The 19,515-nt window shown below is 50.9% G+C and carries 16 protein-coding genes; 4 read left to right on the plus strand and 12 right to left on the minus strand.

Annotation, left to right across the window (positions count from 1 at the left end):
* Nucleotides 1-16 precede the first annotated feature (16 nt).
* Together BDT_RS19185 and BDT_RS05685 are read right to left on the minus strand one after the other, a co-directional pair.
* The gene (locus tag BDT_RS19185; protein WP_015090288.1) at nucleotides 17-2,218 is read right to left on the minus strand and encodes a hypothetical protein; all 2,202 of its coding nucleotides are present in this window, start codon (nucleotides 2,216-2,218) and stop codon (nucleotides 17-19) included.
* A 189-nt stretch (nucleotides 2,219-2,407) separates the two neighbouring features.
* Nucleotides 2,408-2,854 carry a hypothetical protein gene (locus BDT_RS05685; RefSeq protein WP_041577181.1) on the minus strand — a complete coding sequence of 149 codons (447 nt, stop codon included), beginning with the start codon at nucleotides 2,852-2,854 and terminating at the stop codon, nucleotides 2,408-2,410.
* 133 nt (nucleotides 2,855-2,987) lie between these two features.
* Between BDT_RS05685 and BDT_RS19190 the strand changes: the two genes are divergently transcribed.
* On the plus strand, nucleotides 2,988-3,302 hold the full coding sequence (locus tag BDT_RS19190; RefSeq protein ID WP_148278727.1) for a hypothetical protein: 315 nt from the start codon (nucleotides 2,988-2,990) through the stop codon (nucleotides 3,300-3,302).
* 69 nt (nucleotides 3,303-3,371) lie between these two features.
* Complete coding sequence (locus BDT_RS05690) at nucleotides 3,372-3,764, plus strand: hypothetical protein (RefSeq protein WP_041577183.1); 393 nt, start codon at nucleotides 3,372-3,374, stop codon at nucleotides 3,762-3,764.
* A gap of 89 nt (nucleotides 3,765-3,853) precedes the next feature.
* Here the strand turns inward: BDT_RS05690 and BDT_RS05695 are convergent, their stop codons facing one another.
* Nucleotides 3,854-4,654 carry an Mrp/NBP35 family ATP-binding protein gene (locus BDT_RS05695; protein WP_015090290.1) on the minus strand — a complete coding sequence of 267 codons (801 nt, stop codon included), beginning with the start codon at nucleotides 4,652-4,654 and terminating at the stop codon, nucleotides 3,854-3,856.
* A gap of 185 nt (nucleotides 4,655-4,839) precedes the next feature.
* On the opposite strand from BDT_RS05695, the gene BDT_RS05700 reads away from it, so the two are divergent.
* On the plus strand, nucleotides 4,840-5,124 hold the full coding sequence (locus BDT_RS05700; protein ID WP_015090291.1) for a hypothetical protein: 285 nt from the start codon (nucleotides 4,840-4,842) through the stop codon (nucleotides 5,122-5,124).
* Nucleotides 5,125-5,126: 2 nt separating this feature from the next.
* On the opposite strand, the gene BDT_RS05705 is transcribed toward BDT_RS05700, so the two are convergent.
* The 7 genes from BDT_RS05705 to BDT_RS05735 all read right to left on the minus strand — a co-directional run bounded on the left by BDT_RS05705 (nucleotide 5,127) and on the right by BDT_RS05735 (nucleotide 16,899).
* Nucleotides 5,127-10,001, minus strand: coding sequence for a hypothetical protein (locus tag BDT_RS05705; RefSeq protein ID WP_051026274.1), 4,875 nt, complete (start codon nucleotides 9,999-10,001; stop codon nucleotides 5,127-5,129).
* Between the two features lie 52 nt (nucleotides 10,002-10,053).
* Nucleotides 10,054-10,500 carry an OsmC family protein gene (locus tag BDT_RS05710; RefSeq protein WP_015090293.1) on the minus strand — a complete coding sequence of 149 codons (447 nt, stop codon included), beginning with the start codon at nucleotides 10,498-10,500 and terminating at the stop codon, nucleotides 10,054-10,056.
* Nucleotides 10,501-10,566: 66 nt separating this feature from the next.
* On the minus strand, nucleotides 10,567-10,953 hold the full coding sequence (locus BDT_RS05715) for a hypothetical protein (protein WP_015090294.1): 387 nt from the start codon (nucleotides 10,951-10,953) through the stop codon (nucleotides 10,567-10,569).
* Between the two features lie 191 nt (nucleotides 10,954-11,144).
* On the minus strand, nucleotides 11,145-12,767 hold the full coding sequence (locus BDT_RS05720) for a hypothetical protein (protein WP_015090295.1): 1,623 nt from the start codon (nucleotides 12,765-12,767) through the stop codon (nucleotides 11,145-11,147).
* A 159-nt stretch (nucleotides 12,768-12,926) separates the two neighbouring features.
* Nucleotides 12,927-13,340 (minus strand): YbaN family protein, encoded by a 414-nt coding sequence (locus tag BDT_RS05725; RefSeq protein WP_148278728.1) that lies wholly within the window; start codon nucleotides 13,338-13,340, stop codon nucleotides 12,927-12,929.
* Complete coding sequence (locus BDT_RS05730) at nucleotides 13,337-16,405, minus strand: efflux RND transporter permease subunit (protein WP_041577189.1); 3,069 nt, start codon at nucleotides 16,403-16,405, stop codon at nucleotides 13,337-13,339. Before BDT_RS05730 ends, BDT_RS05725 begins: the two co-directional genes overlap by 4 nt.
* 140 nt (nucleotides 16,406-16,545) lie before the next feature.
* Nucleotides 16,546-16,899 (minus strand): photosynthetic reaction center cytochrome c subunit family protein, encoded by a 354-nt coding sequence (locus BDT_RS05735; protein ID WP_015090298.1) that lies wholly within the window; start codon nucleotides 16,897-16,899, stop codon nucleotides 16,546-16,548.
* A 213-nt stretch (nucleotides 16,900-17,112) separates the two neighbouring features.
* Between BDT_RS05735 and BDT_RS05740 the strand changes: the two genes are divergently transcribed.
* The gene (locus BDT_RS05740) at nucleotides 17,113-18,447 is read left to right on the plus strand and encodes a glycine--tRNA ligase (protein WP_015090299.1); all 1,335 of its coding nucleotides are present in this window, start codon (nucleotides 17,113-17,115) and stop codon (nucleotides 18,445-18,447) included.
* 63 nt (nucleotides 18,448-18,510) lie between these two features.
* Here the strand turns inward: BDT_RS05740 and BDT_RS05745 are convergent, their stop codons facing one another.
* Both BDT_RS05745 and BDT_RS05750 read right to left on the minus strand, forming a co-directional pair.
* The gene (locus BDT_RS05745; protein ID WP_015090300.1) at nucleotides 18,511-19,023 is read right to left on the minus strand and encodes a hypothetical protein; all 513 of its coding nucleotides are present in this window, start codon (nucleotides 19,021-19,023) and stop codon (nucleotides 18,511-18,513) included.
* Between the two features lie 105 nt (nucleotides 19,024-19,128).
* The gene (locus tag BDT_RS05750) at nucleotides 19,129-19,446 is read right to left on the minus strand and encodes a hypothetical protein (protein WP_015090301.1); all 318 of its coding nucleotides are present in this window, start codon (nucleotides 19,444-19,446) and stop codon (nucleotides 19,129-19,131) included.
* Nucleotides 19,447-19,515: the final 69 nt, after the last annotated feature.

The raw sequence follows: 19,515 nt of genomic DNA on the forward strand, positions 1-19,515 counted from the left end.
GATTGCCAGAGCATTCCTATCTGCCTACGCATCGGGCTGCCGTTGTCGAAGACGACCTCGTCGACCACAAAATCTGGCCCGATGCAGAACTTGCGATCGTGTGGTTAAAAGTATAGGCGTCTATTCTAGAGGCGTTTGTTGAATTTAAAGTCGCGGTCCAGGCATTCTTGTTTGGATTGTCTGGAATTACGTATCTCAGCCCATTTTTCTCGGCTTCCAAGTAGTCCCAACGTGTCGGTAGGCGCCAAGCCACTTTCGGACTAGAGTTGATTCCGAGGCCAGCTTTTGAAGCATTGTCGATCGAGGGATCAGTAGAAGTAAAGTGACTTCCATCGTCTTCGTAGCAGCCACTAATTGCTTGCCCGGTGGTTGCTTGGTAGCTGGCGTTGTCACAGTAGTCTGCAGGGTCGTCCTGTGCGAAAGGGTTCCCTGTGATGTTGTTGCTTCCAGAGGCTTTGCACCAGTTTGTGTCAGTGGAGATCAAGGAACTCCAGATCAATCCAGTGGCCTGATCTTGCCAAACTTCACGGCCCTTTGTCGTCAAGCCGGCACCGCTTACAGCGCCGGTTCTTGTAACTAGTTTCCATGTGGATTGGCCAGCATGGCCATTGGTTTCTCCATTCCAAGTTGCATTGGTTCCGAACGTAGTTGCGCAGTCGGCAATACGGCCACTGATCGTACTCTGAGTCGTACCGCAAGTGGTAGCTCCCCAGCCAGTCCTGTTTACCACGGTAATACTATTTCCGTCTTTACCCTCATCGTCCTTTAGAATGTCGGGAATCGGTCGGTAGCCTGAGGGCAGCACATTGGTCCCTGCAAAAGTGGATGTTTCTGCTCCTTGGGATATTTGTACAGTTCCCTTGGTTCGTGCCATATTTGACCTTTGGGGGCTATAGGATCCTGTCACTCCGAGGATTGTTATTCCTAACTTAATATTGCTAGCCAAGAGATTTGGTTCTGAAACGGAACACGTATGGGTTCCATTTTGATACCCTGTAGGAATGGAGGCTGAGGTGCTGCCGGCGATAGAAATGTTACCACCCGCAGTATCAGAGACATATCGGTTTGCTGCCGTAGAGCATTGCGCGGTATTGAATTGGTTATCCGAGCAGTTGTTGTGGGCTATTGTAGCTGTTCCCGATACGCCGAAAATAGTCTTTCCTGAAATAATATTTGAGGCCGTGAGGTTTACATCTGAGACACTGGCGGTGGATGATCCGGTGTAGTATCCCGTTGGAATTGAGACGGATAGCGTATTGGTACCTGTGATGTTGGTACCAAGTGTAGGCGTAACGTAGCGATTTGAGGCTGTCGAGCATTGGCCCGAGTTGAGTTGATCGTCGGAGCAGGGGGCGTAAGCGACGGTGGCGGTTCCTGCCACGCCAAAGATGGTTTTCCCTGAAATAACATTTGATGCCGTGAGGTTTACATCTGAGACACTGGCGGTGGAAGATCCGGTATAGTATCCAGTCGGAATTGAGACGGATAGCGTATTGGTACCTGTGATGTTAGTGCCAAGAGTGGGCGTGACATAACGGTTTGCAGTTGTAGAGCATTGGCTCGCATTCAGTTGGTTGTCGCCGCATAGAGAGTATGCAGGAGTAAGGCTTCCGGCAACTCCGAAGACAGACACGCCGGACCTAATGTTTGCTGATGTTAGTGCTGCATCGGTGAATGAGCAGGATTTACCACTATAGAATCCCGTAGGGATGCTGCTGGTTAGTGTAGTTGAGGCTAAAATATTCGTCCAAAGTGAAATATTACTACCGGCCGTGCCCGTGACATAGCGATTGGCTGCCGTGGAGCACTGGCCGGCATTGATTTGATCATCCGAACAGGCTGCATAAGCAGCGGAGGCGGATCCTGCAACACCAAAGATAGATTTACCGGAAACTATGTTGGCGGATAATAGGTTGGAATCTTGGGCGGTGGCCATTGAGCTTCCATCATAATAACCTCTTGGAATTGAGATGGATAGTTGTCCGCCGAGTGAAAAAATATTGTTGCCGAGGTTAGAGGTTACATAGCGCCCAGAGGTGTGACATGGTTGCGGATTGAATATGTCATCTGAGCATGTCGGAAGACTGCTGGGTGTCTCAGGAAGGCCTGCCGAATAGGTAGGGTCTATATTTCCCGAGTCGTCTGCAAAAGGATTTTCGCACCCTAATAGGTGAGGAATTGTAAAAAGTAAAGTTACTAACGTGCTGGTTTTGAACATTGTGTTCTCCGTCCAAACTCTTCATCCGTGAATTTGGGGCTAATTAAGTGCATTGCACACTTAAGTTATCGGTTCTGATTTAACCTTTCTGAACCGCTGCCACCAATAGTCCGATTATTACTGTTCCTCGCTCTTGTCTCTTTGTAAACATCAAACAATTTATTTAGTGTGGTGAATTTGCTTTTTTGATTATGGTTCGGACTTAGATACAAAATAAGAGATTGTTATACGCTCTGAGCTTAGAACTCTCACAATTGCATTGAAGCATTTCAAGGCAAAAGGGGGAGAGAGCGACGGCATGGCCGGACCTCCAAAATATGCATAGAGTTGTACAACATTTTCTTTTTCGATCTTAGTGCGGAGCCCCCCTGTGCAGACTACGCCGGTCTGTAGGAATATCTCACGCAGTTCTTGGTCTGGCCAAGGTAAGACTGAGCCGATTGTGATTGTTCCGCCTGCAGCAATTGGAATATCTATGGTGCTAGAGTTTTTTTGGGGGGTAATTCGCAAGTTTTCAAACCTGATATTGCTAAAAAACTCGGCGCCTGTAGATCGATGGTATTCTGCGGGCTTTGTGGGCGCAGTAATCGGGAAAGATAGGAAGGCTGCAAGGAAGAGAGAAGCTATTCTATTCATAGTGACTCCTGGATCAGGGTGGTGCAGATTTGGTGCCAAAGCGGGATGTTTCCAGATCGTTACTGCGACAGTGGGAAACAGTAAATGATCAAATAGCTAATCGCATTGTCTTTTGTTTCCGATATGATTGCTTATGGAACATTTAAGTAGAGGACGCTTCTTTTTCAGATACTTCATCGTTGTTCTTTTCCCCTTTTTTTGCGGTTGCAGTCTAGAAGCTGAAATTGCAGGAATAAAAAGTGATCCACTTACCATTTCGCCATCGCCGTCGATGCCGGGAATCGGAAATACTGATAATATTACCGAAGAAAAGTTATTTGTAAGTGCGGAAGTAGTGGTGACCGAGGCGGGGGATCAAGGGTTTGAGGTCCAAGGGACACTTTCTGAATCCCCGGCGGCGGCAGTTCTATTTGGTGATTGGAAAGTCGAGGATGCTGTTTTTCAATAAGTGGCGCCGCTTGACGAAAGCCTCTTTGTCATTGAGCCTAATGGTAAATATAAGACACGGAGGACTTGAATGAAATTGGTCGCAATCGTTTTGGCCTTTGCCGGTAGTTCCGCCTTTGCTTCTACCAACGGCTATTATTTGAAAATGGATTTGTCTCTGAACGGAAAACATATCTCATCGCCGAAGTTAGCGGTTAAGGTTGGAGAGCCAGCCACAATTAGTCAAAAAATAGATACAGAAGAGAGTTTTATTGAAGTCGTCGTTACCGAAGGTTCTATTCAAAACCGCAAAGGCATTTTGATGAGTTTTGTTGTGGGTGTGGTTGACCAAAGTGGCCAGCGAGTTATCAAGTCTAAACCCCAAGTATTGTCTAAAGAAAATGAGTCAGCTCAAATTACCGTTGGTGAAAGTAATGGTGATGAAGTTTCTTTGTCCGTCGTAGCCAATAGAAGATCTCTTTAAGCCCACCACTGAGTGGGCTTTTTAGCTTTAATCTAATTTTTTGCTATGGCTAGTCTTGAGCCGTACTGGACTAGCAGTAATTTTTTCTTCTACGTTGGCAGCAATTCGCGGATTTCTTCGGCGATCTTCATAAACGCCTGCGCTTCAGCGCCGTTGCTGTTGGCTTCAACGATTGGAATGCCGGCTTCACATGCAAGACCCACAGACGGGTTGAATGGAACTTCACCCAGCTTGTTGATGCCTTTGCTTTGTGCGTAGGAATCGATTTCGCCTTTCGGGAACAAATGCATTTTTTCGCCGTTCGCCGGGTTGATCATGTAAGCCATGTTTTCAACCATGCCCAGCAAGGGCACGTTCACACGTGCGAACATGTCGACGGCTTTTTTCACATCCACCAAAGCCACGTTTTGCGGAGTGGAAACCATCACCGCACCAGACACTGGAACTTTCTGCGCCAGGGTCAGTTGGATGTCGCCCGTGCCTGGAGGCAGGTCCACAACCAGATAGTCCAACTCGCCCCAGTTTACGTCGCGCAGGAATTGATCCATCGCTTTGAACAACATAGGCCCACGCCAAACCACGGCCGCGCCTTCCTCGACCAGGAAGCCGATGCTCATCAGCTTGATGCCGTAGCGAACAACCGGTTCCAGTTGATTGGTGTCCGGGTTGATCTGAGGTTTTTGCGCCAGGGTGCCCAACATACGGGGAATGCTTGGGCCATAGATATCCGCATCCAGCAGGCCGACTTTGCCGCCTTTACGACCCAAAGCCATGGCAAGATTCGTTGCCACAGTGCTTTTACCCACGCCACCTTTGCCGGAACTTACGGCGATAATATGTTTCACTCCGGGAATCGCGGTCTGCTTTTCAAAAGGATTTGGGGCTGCCATGAATGGGACTCCTTGCTAATTTTGTCCACACAACCAATAATAGAACTTGGATGAATAGCCAAGACTTTTTGACATTGAACCTAGTGGGAGCGGGGGCTTTCATTGCCTGGTATCTTCTTTCTCGAGGAGGCAGCCGCCGGCCGACGCAGCTGAACTTGAATGCGAAGGACAGCGCTCCCCCTCTGATGGAGGCAGCTCCCCCTGAAAAGGCGGGTCTTGAGCCTTTGCGTCGTCACTCCGGGCCCCCTCAAGTGCATCCTGATCTATCTGGCGTAAAAACCAAGTGTCTGAATGTGATGTTTAATTACAACGGCCACAGCTGGGATGCGTACGAAGTTTTAGGGGTTCCGGCCGGAGCGTCGCTGAAGCTGGTCACTGAAGCCTATCAGGCTGCAATTCGCCGCAGCGACAAAGAATCCATGGAATTCCTGGAAACGGCTTACAAAGCCATCTTGAATAAATCCGCCTGACGCTATTGCCGACGGAACGGCATATAGCGTGGAGTGGAAACTTGGGTCCCGTCCCATCGAGACTTCGAACACCACAAGTATCCGGAATTATCCTTAGCGCAATACGTGTAACCTGCTCCATGACCTTTGATGCTGACAAAGGTTGTGGATGCCGCAATCGCCATCGGCGCCTGGTCAAAGCGGCCGGTCGGCCAGTAGTGCAGCTTTCCATCTGCCGTCAAAGCCAGGGCCGAGTAGTTTCCGAGGCGGATCTCTTGATAGGAAACCCCGCTGTTAATCACTGTCGGCGAGGTCACCGTGAGATTGCCGGTATAGTCGCCCCAATAGCCCCAGCATTTCAGCACCTGACCTGTGGTGATGGCGCAAACGGCGTTGTTACCCACGCTGAATTTCGAGAAGAATTCGGCAGAGTCCACAGTGTAAGGAACGCTGGTGTGGGTGGTGGTTCCGTTACCCACTTTTCCCTGAGAGTTACTGCCCCAGCACTTAAGTTTATCCGTCGAAGTCAGACCGCAGACAAAGTAAGTGGCCACCTGTACGGATTTGTAAAGAGTCCCACTGTCCAAGACCGTGGGAGTGCTGCGTGAGACACCGCCCAGATGCCCTTTGCCGTCATCATAGCCGTAACACTTCAACTGGTTTCCGGTGGTGATGGCACAAGCCAGGCTGTCAGCCACGGCCAAAGAGTCCGTAAGATAGTTCGTTGCCGAGTCGACTGTCGCAGGTGTGCGGCTGGTGCAGTTGGAGCCAGAACCCCAGGCATACAGCTTTCCGGCTGTGGAAAGACCATAGCCGCAATAGAACGTCTCGCGCTCGGTCATGGCAAAGCTCACTGATGGTGCAACCACCGACATATATTGGACCGCAGAATCCGGCGAATCATTTCCGACAGCGCCAAATCCATTGGCCCCCGCACACATCATACGACCACTGCCATTGATCACGCAGCTGCCATTGTTGGAGGGGCTTGCTACGCCTCCGGTAAAATCGGATCCATTATCCACAACCGCAGGAGTGGAAACGGAATATCCGGCTCCGGCATAGGTTCCGACACACACGGCCTGTCCATTGCTTTTGATGGCGCAGGCGCCGGCTGAGCCCACACCATAATTTGCAACGGTGGTGTTGGGGTCCAACTGGGCCATGTCAAACAGTGCTTGAGGCTCAAACAAGTTGTTGAAATTGTCACCCATACACACGATTTGTCCGTCCAGGGAAACTCCGCAGGCCCCATAGGCTGAGGTGGAAATTTGCGAGTACTTAATACCGTCATTGGTTAAAGTGGGAGTGTTCAGTACGGTGGTTTGCGCCGAGCTGACTATGCCGCGCACTTCCCCCCAGCATTTCAAATCATTGCTGGTGGTGATTGCGCAAAGATATCCACTGGCATCCGAAACGGAAAGATAGTCGGTGGTGGAATCGATGGTGGTGCGGGTGACAACGGGGTTGGTGCCGGTCATGGCGCCCACAACCGAGTTCGAGTTCCAGCCCCAGCATTTAAGTTTCTGTCCGGTCGTGATCCCGCAAAGTGTGCTGCCTCCAGCCACGGAAAGATAGCTGGTGCCCGCGTCGGTCACTGTCGGCAGCAGCACATTGGCCGTGCTGCCTGCAATAATCTGCTGCTGACTGTTGTCGCCCCAGCATTTCATCTCTTGTGCGGCAGTGATACCGCAGGTGGTTCCGGTTTTTTTATGAATGCTTGTATAGTCGACAGTTCCGTCAATCAGCTGAGGCGTGTAACGGTCCGTGGTGGTACCGTCACCCAGACCGGCCCAGGCGTTGCGCCCCCAGCATTTTACTTTGCCAAGCTCAGTCAGAGCGCAAGTTCCGTGAGCCCCTGTGGAAATCTGGGTGTAATTTTCACTGGCATCAACATCCACCGGCAGGGTTTGCTCGGTGTTATTACCGATACCCAGTTGGCCATAATAATTGTATCCCCAGCATTTTATTTTCTTGGTGGTGGTGACTGCGCAGGCATATTGTTCGGTGATTGAAATGTCCTGGACGGTGAATCCGGCCAGCGGTTCAACCATAGTGGCGACGCGGTTTTTGTGGCCGATTCCAAGTTGCCCGTAATAATTATCGCCCCAGCAGAACAGGCGGTCATCAGAATAGATGGCGCAGTGATTGTACCGCATGGAAACGACTTTTTTCACAGTCTTAAAGACGGCATCATTATCCCGGATCAGGTGATAAACCAGACTGGTCGTGCCGATGCGCACTGCCGTCTGGTCGGTGTGACTTATGAACACTCTGAGGTTGCGATCATTTTGAACCACACCGTTGTTGAAGGTGTCATAGTTTAACGAGGCGGTCAGGGATCCCGCCGGGATGGTCACAAAACCCGGTGCCAGATTGTGATCCACCATATAGATCTGATCACCGAAGTAGTTATAGTAAACCTTCACGTCATAGGTTTTGACCCCAGAAAGACTGAAGGTGACGACGTTGTTGGTCGTGCCTTCTTCAAAGGAAATATTTGTGGATGTGATGGAAGCAACCACTTCTGAATCTTTAATCCACGTCGCGGTGCTGGCTGATGAAAAGTTTTGCCAAAGTCCATTCACGCTGCTTTTTCCGACGGCACAAAGAGTGACGTTGCCGTTGGTAAGGGCGGAGATATTCAGGTTTTGAGTGGTCGGTGCGGCAGTTTCCGCCGTATAGCCCGTCGACGAGGAACAGTCGATGGAATTTCCCACTTTATAGCGGACGGCGCTGACGTTGGTGCCGGCAAAAGACACGCTGACCGAGTTCAGGGTGCTGATGCCCGAAGGTGCGCCAGAGATTGTGACAGTCGGTGCCACCGTGGATAGAGTGTAAGTCGCCGATTTTGATTCTTGAACAACCGCGTTTTGCATAAGCTGTGCGGTGAAGTTGATCGTGGCCCCATCCGCACCGGGTATATTCAGGGTCGTTGACCAGGAATTGCCAGAACAAGTGGTTGTGGTCGTCACCGGGCTGGTAATGTTGATCGTGGCGCCATTGACATTGCAGTAGCCAATAAACTGCGCCGTGGGGCCAATGAAAGGACCTGTGGGCGTGTCGATGGTAAGGCTACGGGTGATCGTGAATGTTTTGGTCTGACTTGCGACGGTCACGCCATTTTCTTTCATGCTGGCAGTGATCGTTACATTCGAGTTGTTGGCGGCGCCGGAGGTGTCAAAGATATGCTCCCATTCCTGATCAACTGAACATGTCGTGGTGGCGCTGAAGGTTCCGGTCAGTTGAACCTGGCTGTTGGGTACAGAGCAATAGCCACCCATGGTCAGGGTGTTGGTCAGCTGGTCTTCTTCGGCCGGATAGTCGATAGATACTTCCGGAACTTCCAGGGTGACTTCGGCGTAGGAACAGAAAGTTTCACTGCCAAAAGCGTCGCGGAATTTTACGAATAATTCCTTGGGTCCCGAGACCGCATTAGCGAATGTCCAAGAGGTGTTCGATGCAAAAGTGGACCACGTCCCACCGGCAGAACACGACGGATCTTCCGTCAGATAAGTCTGACTCATTGGTGCAGGGACGCTGAGTGCGACACTGACCGTGGCGTTCGTCGAAACCGGAGCGCCTCCATTTAGGGTCATGACCGGGACAATCGCGGGGCTGCTGCCGGCAGTTTCCCAGCGGATGTCCAAACCGTTTTCGACATAACTGATATCAGATTGAAATTCGACTCGGACCGCAGTGGAAGTGGTGGTCAATGGAGCCGGCGAGAGCTCTCCGGCTTGATTGAAAACCTCGATGCCGTTGTCATAGATTCTTAGCCAGTCATAACCACCTTCGGTGCTAAACGTATCAAAGTAAAATGTTGTCGGGCCCGTCAGAGTCAGGTTCAGGATGCAGAGCTCGTTGTTTTGATATTGGCCGGCCAGCCCGCCCGAATCCACAATTCGGCCTTTTGCCTGGCTCGAAGCTGTGGTGGTGCAAAGTGTGTGAGTGGTGTACATCGGCCACTGGATCGAGTCGTGATAGCAGGGTGACTCTTCCTGCGAAGCTGTGCGGAATTTCACGCTGACATAAGCTGTTCCGCCTTCGGATGCGGGATCCAGATTCCAGCTTTCGATGAAGGATTCGGTGCTTTCCCAAGTGGGTGCGCCGGTACAAGTCTGATTGTTGAACAAGGCCATTTCAGGCAGCGATGCCGGGGCCAGGATATTCAGATCTTCAGTCCCGTTAGAAGTTGCATCTTTGATCAAAGAACCAATAAAGATCCGTGGAGTTCCCACATTGATCTGCACCTGAACCGGAGCGGACAGGTTCAGGGCCTTATCAGCAGCTTGGACATAAAGGTATCTTGTTCCCGGAGTGCTGAGGGTGATTCCACTGGAAGCGGCAAAATTTTCGGCGATAAAAACAAACGCAGGTGAAGAGCTTTCAATATAACGGAACTGACACAGATCCGCCGGATCCAGGCAGTTCCAGGCTGCGGCCTGAGACTCTGCGGGGATTAAAATGTTATTCAATGTGCTCAGCTGCGGAAGGACAGTGTCTTTCAGAATCAACGCGGCGACGGTGCGGACTTCGCCACCCGGTAACGCTTCCATGGCCTCAAGGTTCATCGAGCTGGAATCCGCCAGGGCGGAAAAGTCGTGAGTCCAGGACCAAGAGTGGCTGTTACAGCTTGCGGAGCCTTGCTGGACGGAATCAATTTTGATTTCCACCGTGCCCCCATCATTGGCACAGGTTCCAGCTATGGTCTTCGCGGCGACATTGCCGGCGTTGACAATTATATAAGGGTCTTTCTCCGAAATCTTTAACTCTGCCGTGACCGGTTCAGAGGACAAAAGATTCTGAAGCTTGGCGCTGAGGTTGCATCCCGATAGAAACAGGGATGAAGACAGCAAAAAGATGCCGAGTGATCCGAGACGTTCCGAGTGTTTCATGAGGTATTTATCGGAATAAATCCTCACATTGTTTAGAGGGGCCTACGCTTTATCAAATTGAGACAAATTGAAACTGATCTTCGGCGACTTTTTCGCCATTCACCCATACGGAATAAAAAATCGGACAGGCCTTGGAAAGCATCGCGGCCGTGCCGCTGTACTGATGGGTGGAGCGTTTTGCCGCTTCCGCCACCTGGGTTGCATCAATTGCTGAACCTTTTACGTGATAGCTAAGGTCAATGCGGGAAAAGATTTTCGGGTGTTTCTCGGTCAAAGGCGCCTTGGCTTCCAGTTCAAACGAGTCATACTGAACCTGAAACTTCGCCATCAAATCAATGACGTCGGTGCCGGTGCAGCTGCAAAGAGCGGCCAACAAAAGCTCTTTCGGGGTCGGGCCTTGCGGTGTCTGATCCGGTGCAGTCACGTCGATGTCGCCCTTCATGCCACGAACTTCAAATTTAAAATGATGACCATCTATACGTTTTACGTGTGCGCGCATGAGCCCGTCCTTGTTGTCAGGTGAAAGATGGGTCTGATTTTAGATCAGGGATTTACAATGACAAGATTATTTTGAGTAAAGGCAGCTGAACCCACGCCCGTTGCGGCTGTGTTCCCACAGGAATTTGCCGGGGCCGTCCTGAATGACGGTGTCTTCCTGCATCAGGCTAAGCGAATTGTCTTTGTCGATATAGATCGTGGTTTCCTGTTTGCGCACGTAGTTGTCGCGACTGACGACCTCTCTCAGGATTTTTTGTCCGGGCTTTTGCTGAACTTTGAATCCTTTGTTGATCTGACAAAAGCGCACACTTTCGTGCGCGACACCATTAGATGACGGATGCAGGGCGAAGCCGTCGCAGTCCTGGATGCGCTCAATTTCAAACGGACAGTTGTCGGTGCCGCTGTTCAGACGGAACAGTCCTTCGGACGACTCCGGAGCCGGTGCCTGAGCCATCGCAGAACCAGGTGCTATCAGTCCTAAAATGAGAATTAAACAAGACCAGTGCATCCACACTCCTTCATTCTTTTATGAAGGAGCAAGCTTCGTGCTTGCCGGGGAGCTGCTAAAGAGGCACGGCAGAGTGCCAATCCCAAATTGACATGTCAAAGTGCCCGATATCGTCACAGGGAGAGGTGTCAAATATCTTACTGGCAAAGAATCTGGCCAATGACGTGGCAGTCGCCGCCGTTTTTATCGTATTCGCGGCAGGAATAGTTCAGATAAGTCGAACCGACGGAGGCCCTTACAGAAGCGTTGCCAGATCTTAAGATCACATTGTCGATCTGGCAGCGGCCGTCGTTGACGTTATCAGAAGCTCTTTGAACCGAAGCGGTATTCAAACCCACGGCATTGATGTATGACGCTGGCACGCGGCCGTTTTCAAGATTGCACGCGGCACGAACGCCAATGATTCTTTGGCCCGAGTCGCAGCGTACGGTCCCGCCGCAGCCCGAGTTGTTGCCAGAAACCTGACATTCAAAAGGTTTGGTTTTGACACTGACGCCTTGGCACGTGGCCTTGGACGTGGACAGAACGCCGTCTGTACAGGTGTATTTGGTTTCTTTGCAGACCACCGCACCACTGACCATAAACTGCTGGGTGGATTGTCCGTGTCCGAGCAATTCTGATGGGAATGCGGCCTTAAGATAACATCCGGAAGCGCGCTTGATGTCGGCGGAAACAGTTTCATTTGCCAGCAGATAATTTGGCGATTCACTAAAGCGCACAATCTGTTCTGGTTTGAATTTATAGAACTGATTCTGGGCAATCACGTTGTTGCGGGCCAGATCGTTGTTGTTGGCGCTGCTGCCAAAGGCATAACCATTGTCAGCATTGCAATAGTTGCGGTTGCCGTTGCGGGACGCAACCCACACCGCCGGGTCTTTCCCGTCGTATTTTTTGTAATAGAAGATATTGTTAATAATATGATTGCCGCTCGGGGTTTGATGGCGAACGGTGCCGCCTTCACCGCAGTTGCGGTAAAGGTAAATACCGCCGTTATCCAAAGCCGACAGCCTGTTGCCGACGATGCGATTGTTGGCCGATCCATCCACCGCGATCAGTTCGCGTTTGGCCGTGTCGGTGTGAATGGAGTTGTTCTGAATCAGATTGTGCGCACTTTCCGCATCCAGATAGATCGCCACACTGCTGGAAGATCCTCCGACGTTGGAATTGGTCAGGCGGACATAAGTCACACCCGGAGAAATATAAAGTGGAATGCGCGCGCTGCCTTGAATCTTCATGCGATCCAGGGTGATGCGGGTGGGGGCTGCGGCCTGGGCTCTTGCGGTATGACCTTCCGAAATGGACGAAGCACGCAAATAAGCGCCTTCTCCGTTGGTATTCATCCCGTAAATGCGCACGGAACCCAGGACAGTACAATTCTTGATTGTCACATCTGAAGGGCGGGCCCAGGTGGTTTCACCGTTTTTTTGTATTTTGCGGGAAAGAACCTGAATCATGTCTTTGCCGGCATTCACCCCGGCTTCGTTCAGGGTGCTGCCATTACAGTCAAATTGAACACCCGTGGCTTCAGCACCGCGGAACACCAGTCGTTTGCTGATGGTGCTGCCTTTGGGAAGCTTGGCCGAGCAGTCGATATTCACAGCGCTGGCCTCGGCTGTGGCGCCTGCCAGAATTTCATTTATTTTGGCGGCAGAACAAGTGCGTGCCGCAGTGACATTGCTGGGAGTAAAGTTCTGATAGGCAAAAAGCAAAATCGCACCTGAACAGATTGCCCCGAGCTTCAACAAAGAATTCATCGCCATGAATGGTCCCCCTGGATAAAACTCTTCGGCTGGAAATTTCCGGCGGAACAGGGGGTTAGCTGCAATCTTGAGAAAAAATTAAGGGGCTTTTTCGACTGTCAACGAGTTGTCCAGGCGGTTGTGTGTATAGTAAAGATTCGGGTTTTAGCCCTGTAAAACTTATGAACGCGTACTTATCTGAGACCGTTCATCTTTCTTACGCGAAGGCCTTGTCCAGATGAAAATCAGCACGCAAGAGCAGACTGCCGCTGCTGATATTTTTGCGTAAATGGGAACGTTCCCAAAGAACAAAGACAGCGAAACCAGGGGCACCATCAAGCCGGTGGCCATCAGTTTGGCGCGAGTGCGGATCACACCGTGTTTTTGCCAGTCTAAAATCAACGGCCCCATGTGTGGTTGCGCCAGCAGCCACTTGTGCCAGCGGATCGAGCTTCGCGCAAAACAGTAAGCTGTCAAAAGCAGAAACGGGGTTGTCGGAAGCAGCGGCAAAAAGATGCCGATAAATCCCAACCCCAGAAAGATCCAGCCTGCCACAAAGTAGGCGGTTCTTCTTGTCTGCTTAATCAGCTTCACAGTTCGACCTCTTTCTTTTTGCTTTCAAGCGGGGACAGCATCAGATACAACGCCGGAACCACGAACAAGGTCAGCAGGGTGGAAACGATCGTACCACCAATAATTGACAGACCCATTGGCACCCGCGTTTCTGAACCGATACCATGGCCGATCACCAGCGGCAAGGCAGCGGCAACAGTGGCTACGGAAGTCATCAGAATAGGTCGCAGACGGATCGGGCAGGCTTCAAGCAAAGCTTTGGAAATATCCTTTTCCCCGTGATACCGGACCTGATTGGTGAATTCCACCAAAAGAATCGAATTCTTTTTCGCAATACCCATCAAGACGATCAATCCGATAAAGCTGAAAAGATTCAGCGACACATCAAACGCCCACAGGGCCACCAAAGCTCCGGTCACACTGAACGGCAATGCGACCAGGACAGACACCGGATGAATGAACGAGTTGAACTGCACGGCCAGAATCAAATAGGCCACCAGGATGCCGACCAGCATCGCGGAATAAAGACTTTTGAAAGAATCGGCAAATCCGGCGGAGGCACCCTCAAGAGCAAAGGAATAGCCTGTCGGCAGAATTTCTTTGGCAATCGCACTGGCACGTTCCAGAACCGCGGCCTGAGACTGACCCGATGCCAGATTTCCGAACACCGAAATGGCCCGCTGACGGTTCACCCGGCTGATGCCCTGAATGGCGGACTGTTCTTCGATTTTCACAAGCTGTGAAAGTGGGATCAGGTTTCCGAAGTTATTACGCACATACAGCTTTTTGAAGTCTTCCGGTTTTTGGATTTGGTCTTCCAGGAACTTGAAACGAATGTCATAGCGGCGTCCATCGGCGGTGTAGCGGCCTTCACGCAAACCACCGACGCCGGCCGAGAGGATGCGGCCCACGTCTTCCACCGACACACCACGCGCGGCCATAGCCTTGCGGTCCGGGGTCAGAACAAGTTCTGGAATCCCTTTGCGGAAATCTGAATCCAGATCCACTGCCAGTTTTTCTTTTTCCAGCCGGTCCATCAGCTCCTGGGATTTTTCAAACAGGACGTTCAGGTCGGGTCCGCGCAGATTGATCGCCAAAGGATTCTGACGGCCGGAAGAAAGATTTCGCGCGGAAATATCACGCATGGAAACACGCATGTCTTTCAGTTTGCGGAACTCGGCACGCCATTTGGTCATGATTTCAAGGTGACCTTGTTGGCGGTCGGCACGGGCTTTCAAAGCCACTGGCAGGAAGACCTGATTGACGTTGGATCCTCCGCCGCCACCGCCGACCGACACGACAAAGCCTTCAACCGAGGCATCCTGTTTCAGGATGGCTTCAATTTTTTCAGCTTCACGGCTGGTCTTTTCCAGGGAGGTTCCCGGAGGCATCTGGGCACTGATAATAATGAAATCCTGATCCTGCGCGGGCACGAATTCCTGACGGACTTTGGCCACCAGGAACAGGGACACGACGAAGAACACCAAAGAACCGATCACCACCACGTACTTATATCGCAAAGTTCCGTGCAGAACCTTCTGATAGGAATGGGCGAACTTTTCAAACAATTCATCCAGCCAGTGTTCCAGTTTGGAAACTTTCGGTTCGCTGGACAGCAGGGCTGCGGCACGCATTGGTGTGATGGTGACGGCTTCAAGCAGGGACAGGGATACCGCGGCACTCATGGTCACACCGAACTGGAAGAAGAACTTCCCGATGATGCCATCCATGAATACGACTGGCAGGAACACGGCGATAACTGCCAATGTTGCTGCGACCGCCGCGGGCAGAACCTCTTTCGAGCCATCGGAAGCGGCTTTGGCCGAAGGTTTTCCCATGCGATAGTGCCGCACGATATTTTCCAGTAACATGATGGCGTCATCCACCACGATGGAAATGGACAGCGTCAGCGCCAGCAGGGTGAACAGATTTAAAGTAAACCCAGAGAAGTACAGGATGACGAAGGTCCCCACAATCGAAGTCGGGATCGAGAACAGGATGTTGACGGCAGCTGAAATACTTCCCAGGAACAGGAAACACACCAAAATGGTGATCAAGGCTGCGACCCACAGCTTTTCAATGGTCAGATTCACCGTCGCATCGGTCGGACGGGTGAAGTCGACGTTCACGCGGTAATTGAAGCCTTCCGGGAAGGTGTCTTTGATGCTGTTTAGCTTTTCGCGGACTTCGTTGGCAACGGTGACTTCGTTGGTGCCGCGCTGTTTGCGCACCTGAATGGAAACAGCTTGACGGCCATCGACACGGGCGACACGACGGATGTCAGAAAGACCGTCTTCGACGCGGGCAACGTCACGAATAAAGATCTCGCGGTCATGAATACGCTGGCCGCCCCGGCGCAGAATCTGAATGTTGGCGACATCCTGCACATTGGTGGCTTCACCCAGCCAGCGCACGCGCAGTTCGCGTTCGCCTTCGGTGAATTGGCCGGCGGCACTTTCAAGGTGCTGGGTGCTGATGGCATCCACAACATCAGTAAGAGTCAGATACAGTCCGGATAATTTTTTAGTGTCGACCCAGATGCGCAGGTTGCGCTGACTGAAGCCCCCGATGCTGACTTCACCGACACCTTCAAGAAAACGCACCTGATCCAGCAGATAGTTTTCGGTCCAGTTGATCATGTCGCGCAGTTCAGCTTCGCCGTAAATGGAAAGGATGATGATCGGGTCTTCTTCCGGATTCTGTTTGCGGATGGTGGCAGGGTCCACGCCGGGCGGCCAGCGCATGCGGCTGAGTGCGGTTTGCACTTCCTGCAAAACGACGTCGACGTTACGGTTGATATCAAATTCCAGGGTCACAGAACCGGAACCCTGACGCGCGGACGAGCGCATTTCCTTGATGCCCTCGATGGCGAGCAGTCGTTCCTCGATAGGATCCAACAGCTCGGCTTCGACGATTTCAGGGGCCGCCCCTTCGTAGTCCACAGAAACGCTGACAATAGGGAAGTCCACGTCCGGAAGCTGCGAGATACCCATGCGGTTCATGCAAATGGCACCGAAGACAATTAAAGCAAACATGAGAACCCATGCAAACACCGGGCGTCGAATCGAGAGGTCAATCAGGTTCATAGTGGTCCTTTCGCACAATACATTTTTCCCCAATTGGCGACGGAGTCAATGCGGGGACAATAAGGCATGTCAGTTTAGACGAAAAGAAAGGGGGCGAGGTTCACGCCCGCGGGTCTTTTATTGTGAAAAAACGGGAATTTCTAGAAAGCTTTCGCGTTAGCGGGCTCTTTGAAGTCGGGCATCAGTTTGCCGCGATGGCACATATAGCAAGTGGCTTTGGCGCTCTTCTTACCGTCCATGCCATTTTCACGAAGCATCTGAGTCAATTTCATATGCTCTTTGCCTACTTTGAAGGCTTTTTTGTCATCAGCTTTGAAGTTCTGAACATTGTGGCAGGCATTGCAGGTCACACCCAGTTCGCGAGATATCACGATCATTTCTTCGCGGATCTTTTCTTCTTTTGTTACAAATTTGGACACAGACTCGGAGTGAGCCTGGGGAATCAGAAGGACCAGCAAGAATGGAAGGGCGAACCATTTTCGGATGCGCTGCATAGGAATAGCTTGTCCGAGGTCCCGCTCTCAGGCAAGGCAAGACCCCTAATTCTTGACTGGTTCTGGACCCAAGTGTAACCATAACGGTGGCTTTGCCAGACAAGCTTTTTCGGCGTTGCTCGTCGTCGCGGTACGAATGTACAGCTTCCTCCTCGCGCCTTGAAAAATCTTGTCTGGCAAAGCCACTTAGCTTTTCTAAATTTGGAGCCCTGCATGAAAATTAAGCATCTTGAGGACCTAAACACTCTTGTGAGCCTCAGCAAACGTCGTGGTTTTGTATTCCAATCCAGTGAGATCTATGGCGGTCTTGCAAGTTGCTGGGATTACGGTCCTTTGGGCTCTTTGATGAAGCTGAATGTGAAGCGCGCGTGGTGGAATGCCATGACTCGCAGAAACGACATCGTGGGTCTGGATGCTGCTATTTTGATGCATCCGATGGTGTGGAAAGCATCCGGTCACGTCGATGGATTCTCTGATCCCTTGGTGGACTGTAAAGAGTGTAAAACACGCTTCCGTGCGGATAACACGGATTCTTATATCAACGAAAAGAAATGCCCGAATTGCGGCAGCAAAAATCTTTCTGAAGAAAGATCCTTCAACCTGATGTTTAAAACTCACATGGGTCCATTGGAAGATTCCGGCAGCGTGGTTTATCTGCGTCCGGAAACTGCACAAGGTCACTTCGTGAACTTCCAGAACTGTCAGCAGGCATCCCGTTACAAAATTCCATTCGGTATTGCGGCGATTGGCAAATCCTTCCGCAACGAAATCACGCCAGGAAACTTCATCTTCCGCACGCGTGAATTCGAACAGATGGAAATGCAATACTTTGTTGAGCCGGGCACTGACGAAAAATTCTTCACAGAATGGAAAGAGCGCCGCTGGAATTTCTATATCAAGTACGGCATCAAGCCTGAAAACCTGAAATTCAAAGATCACGACAAGCTGGCGCACTATGCGAAAGCTGCTGTGGATGTGGAATTCAAGTTCCCAATGGGCTTCTCAGAGCTTGAAGGTATTCACAACCGTTCAGACTTCGATTTGTCCCAGCACATGAAGTTCTCTGGTAAAAACCTTGAGTACTTCGATGAACCGAACAAAAAGAAATACATCCCATACGTGATCGAAACAGCCGTGGGCTGTGACCGTCTGTTCCTGGCATTCCTGTGTGATGCTTACCGCGAGGAAGTAACGACAGACGAAGCGGGTAAAGAAGACGTGCGCGTGGTGATGGGTCTGCACCCTGACATCGCTCCGTTCAAAGTTGCGGTTCTGCCTCTGTCCAAGAAAGAGGAGCTGAGCTCGATTTCTGAAAAACTGCGTGACCAATTGGCTGAAGACTTCGACGTGAATTACGACGAATCCCAGTCCATCGGTAAACGCTATCGTCGTCAGGACGAAATCGGAACGCCGTTCTGCGTGACTGTGGACTTTGACACCATCAACGATCAGGCCGTGACAGTTCGTCACCGTGACAAGATGACTCAAGAGCGTGTGGCGATCACTCAGTTGAACACTTACATCGCTGCCAAACTGAAGACGTTTTAAACTAAAAAGGGAGTGCATCGCACTCCCTTTTTTTATTCGAAATTTCTATCGAATGGATTCAGACTATTTTCCTGCCTGAGACAATTCCCAGCAGCTGTAAGAACCGTTGTCGGTCAAAAGCACGATGCTATCGTCACCGTTGTGAGCAACAGCTTTCAATTTTTTCGTGTCAAAGATCAAAGCGTAAGGGTTGTCACCTGGATAGGACTTCACTTGCGTGTAAATGCGGCCCGTAACGTTGGATTTGAAAGTGATGATATAAAGATCATTGTAGTGCTGATCGCCGCCTTCGCTGAACAGTGCTTTGATTTCAGCAAAAGTCAGGTTGGCAGTGGTGTATTCTTCGCCGATCAGGTGAGCGTTGGTCATGATCAGTTCTGCTTCAGTCAAAGAACTGATTTCTTTGATATCCAAGGTGGAGACCGTGGTGAACGCATTTTCGTAAGCGTTTTCGTCATCCTGAGCGGCATCCAAAGCGCAAAGCTCTTTCAGGTCAGATAGTTTTTGGCCCGGCACTTTGGCAGAAGCGGTGTTGGCAGCTAGAATCAAAGACAATGCAAAGATCATTTTTTTCATGGGAAAGCTCCTTAATCGTGGTTCGCCGGGATTTCTATCAAAAGCCAATCAGAATAGTTAGCGCATAAAGAATAAAATATTATTCCTTATGCGCATAAATACTGGCTAGTACAGATAGATTTCCATCGGAGTCGCATTGGGGCTGCGGAAGGCAATGCCGTCGATCTGTTCGCCGACTTTTGCATCACAGTGGGCGATAACGCCGAAAGAACTCACTTCATCGATATCCAAAGGGCAGGCATAAGCAGGATTGAACATCCAGCGTCCGGTCCAGGCCATTTTCACACGGCACAGGCGGCTGTTGGCAATAGGCTCTACAGAAGCAACCTTCGCAATTATTTGGGCTTCCAGACTGGTGCATGCAGAATGAGCAGAAGAAACGCTTCCAACGAACAGAACAAGCGTGAACAGAACCTTTTTCATGGGATGACTCCTTGGGTTTTTGAGATGCGCGATTTTCTAGCACAGCCATTCCTGAAAGGCAGGTTAGGA

The sequence above is a fragment of the Bdellovibrio bacteriovorus str. Tiberius genome, assembly GCF_000317895.1.
Taxonomy (GTDB): Bacteria; Bdellovibrionota; Bdellovibrionia; order Bdellovibrionales; family Bdellovibrionaceae; genus Bdellovibrio; species Bdellovibrio bacteriovorus_F.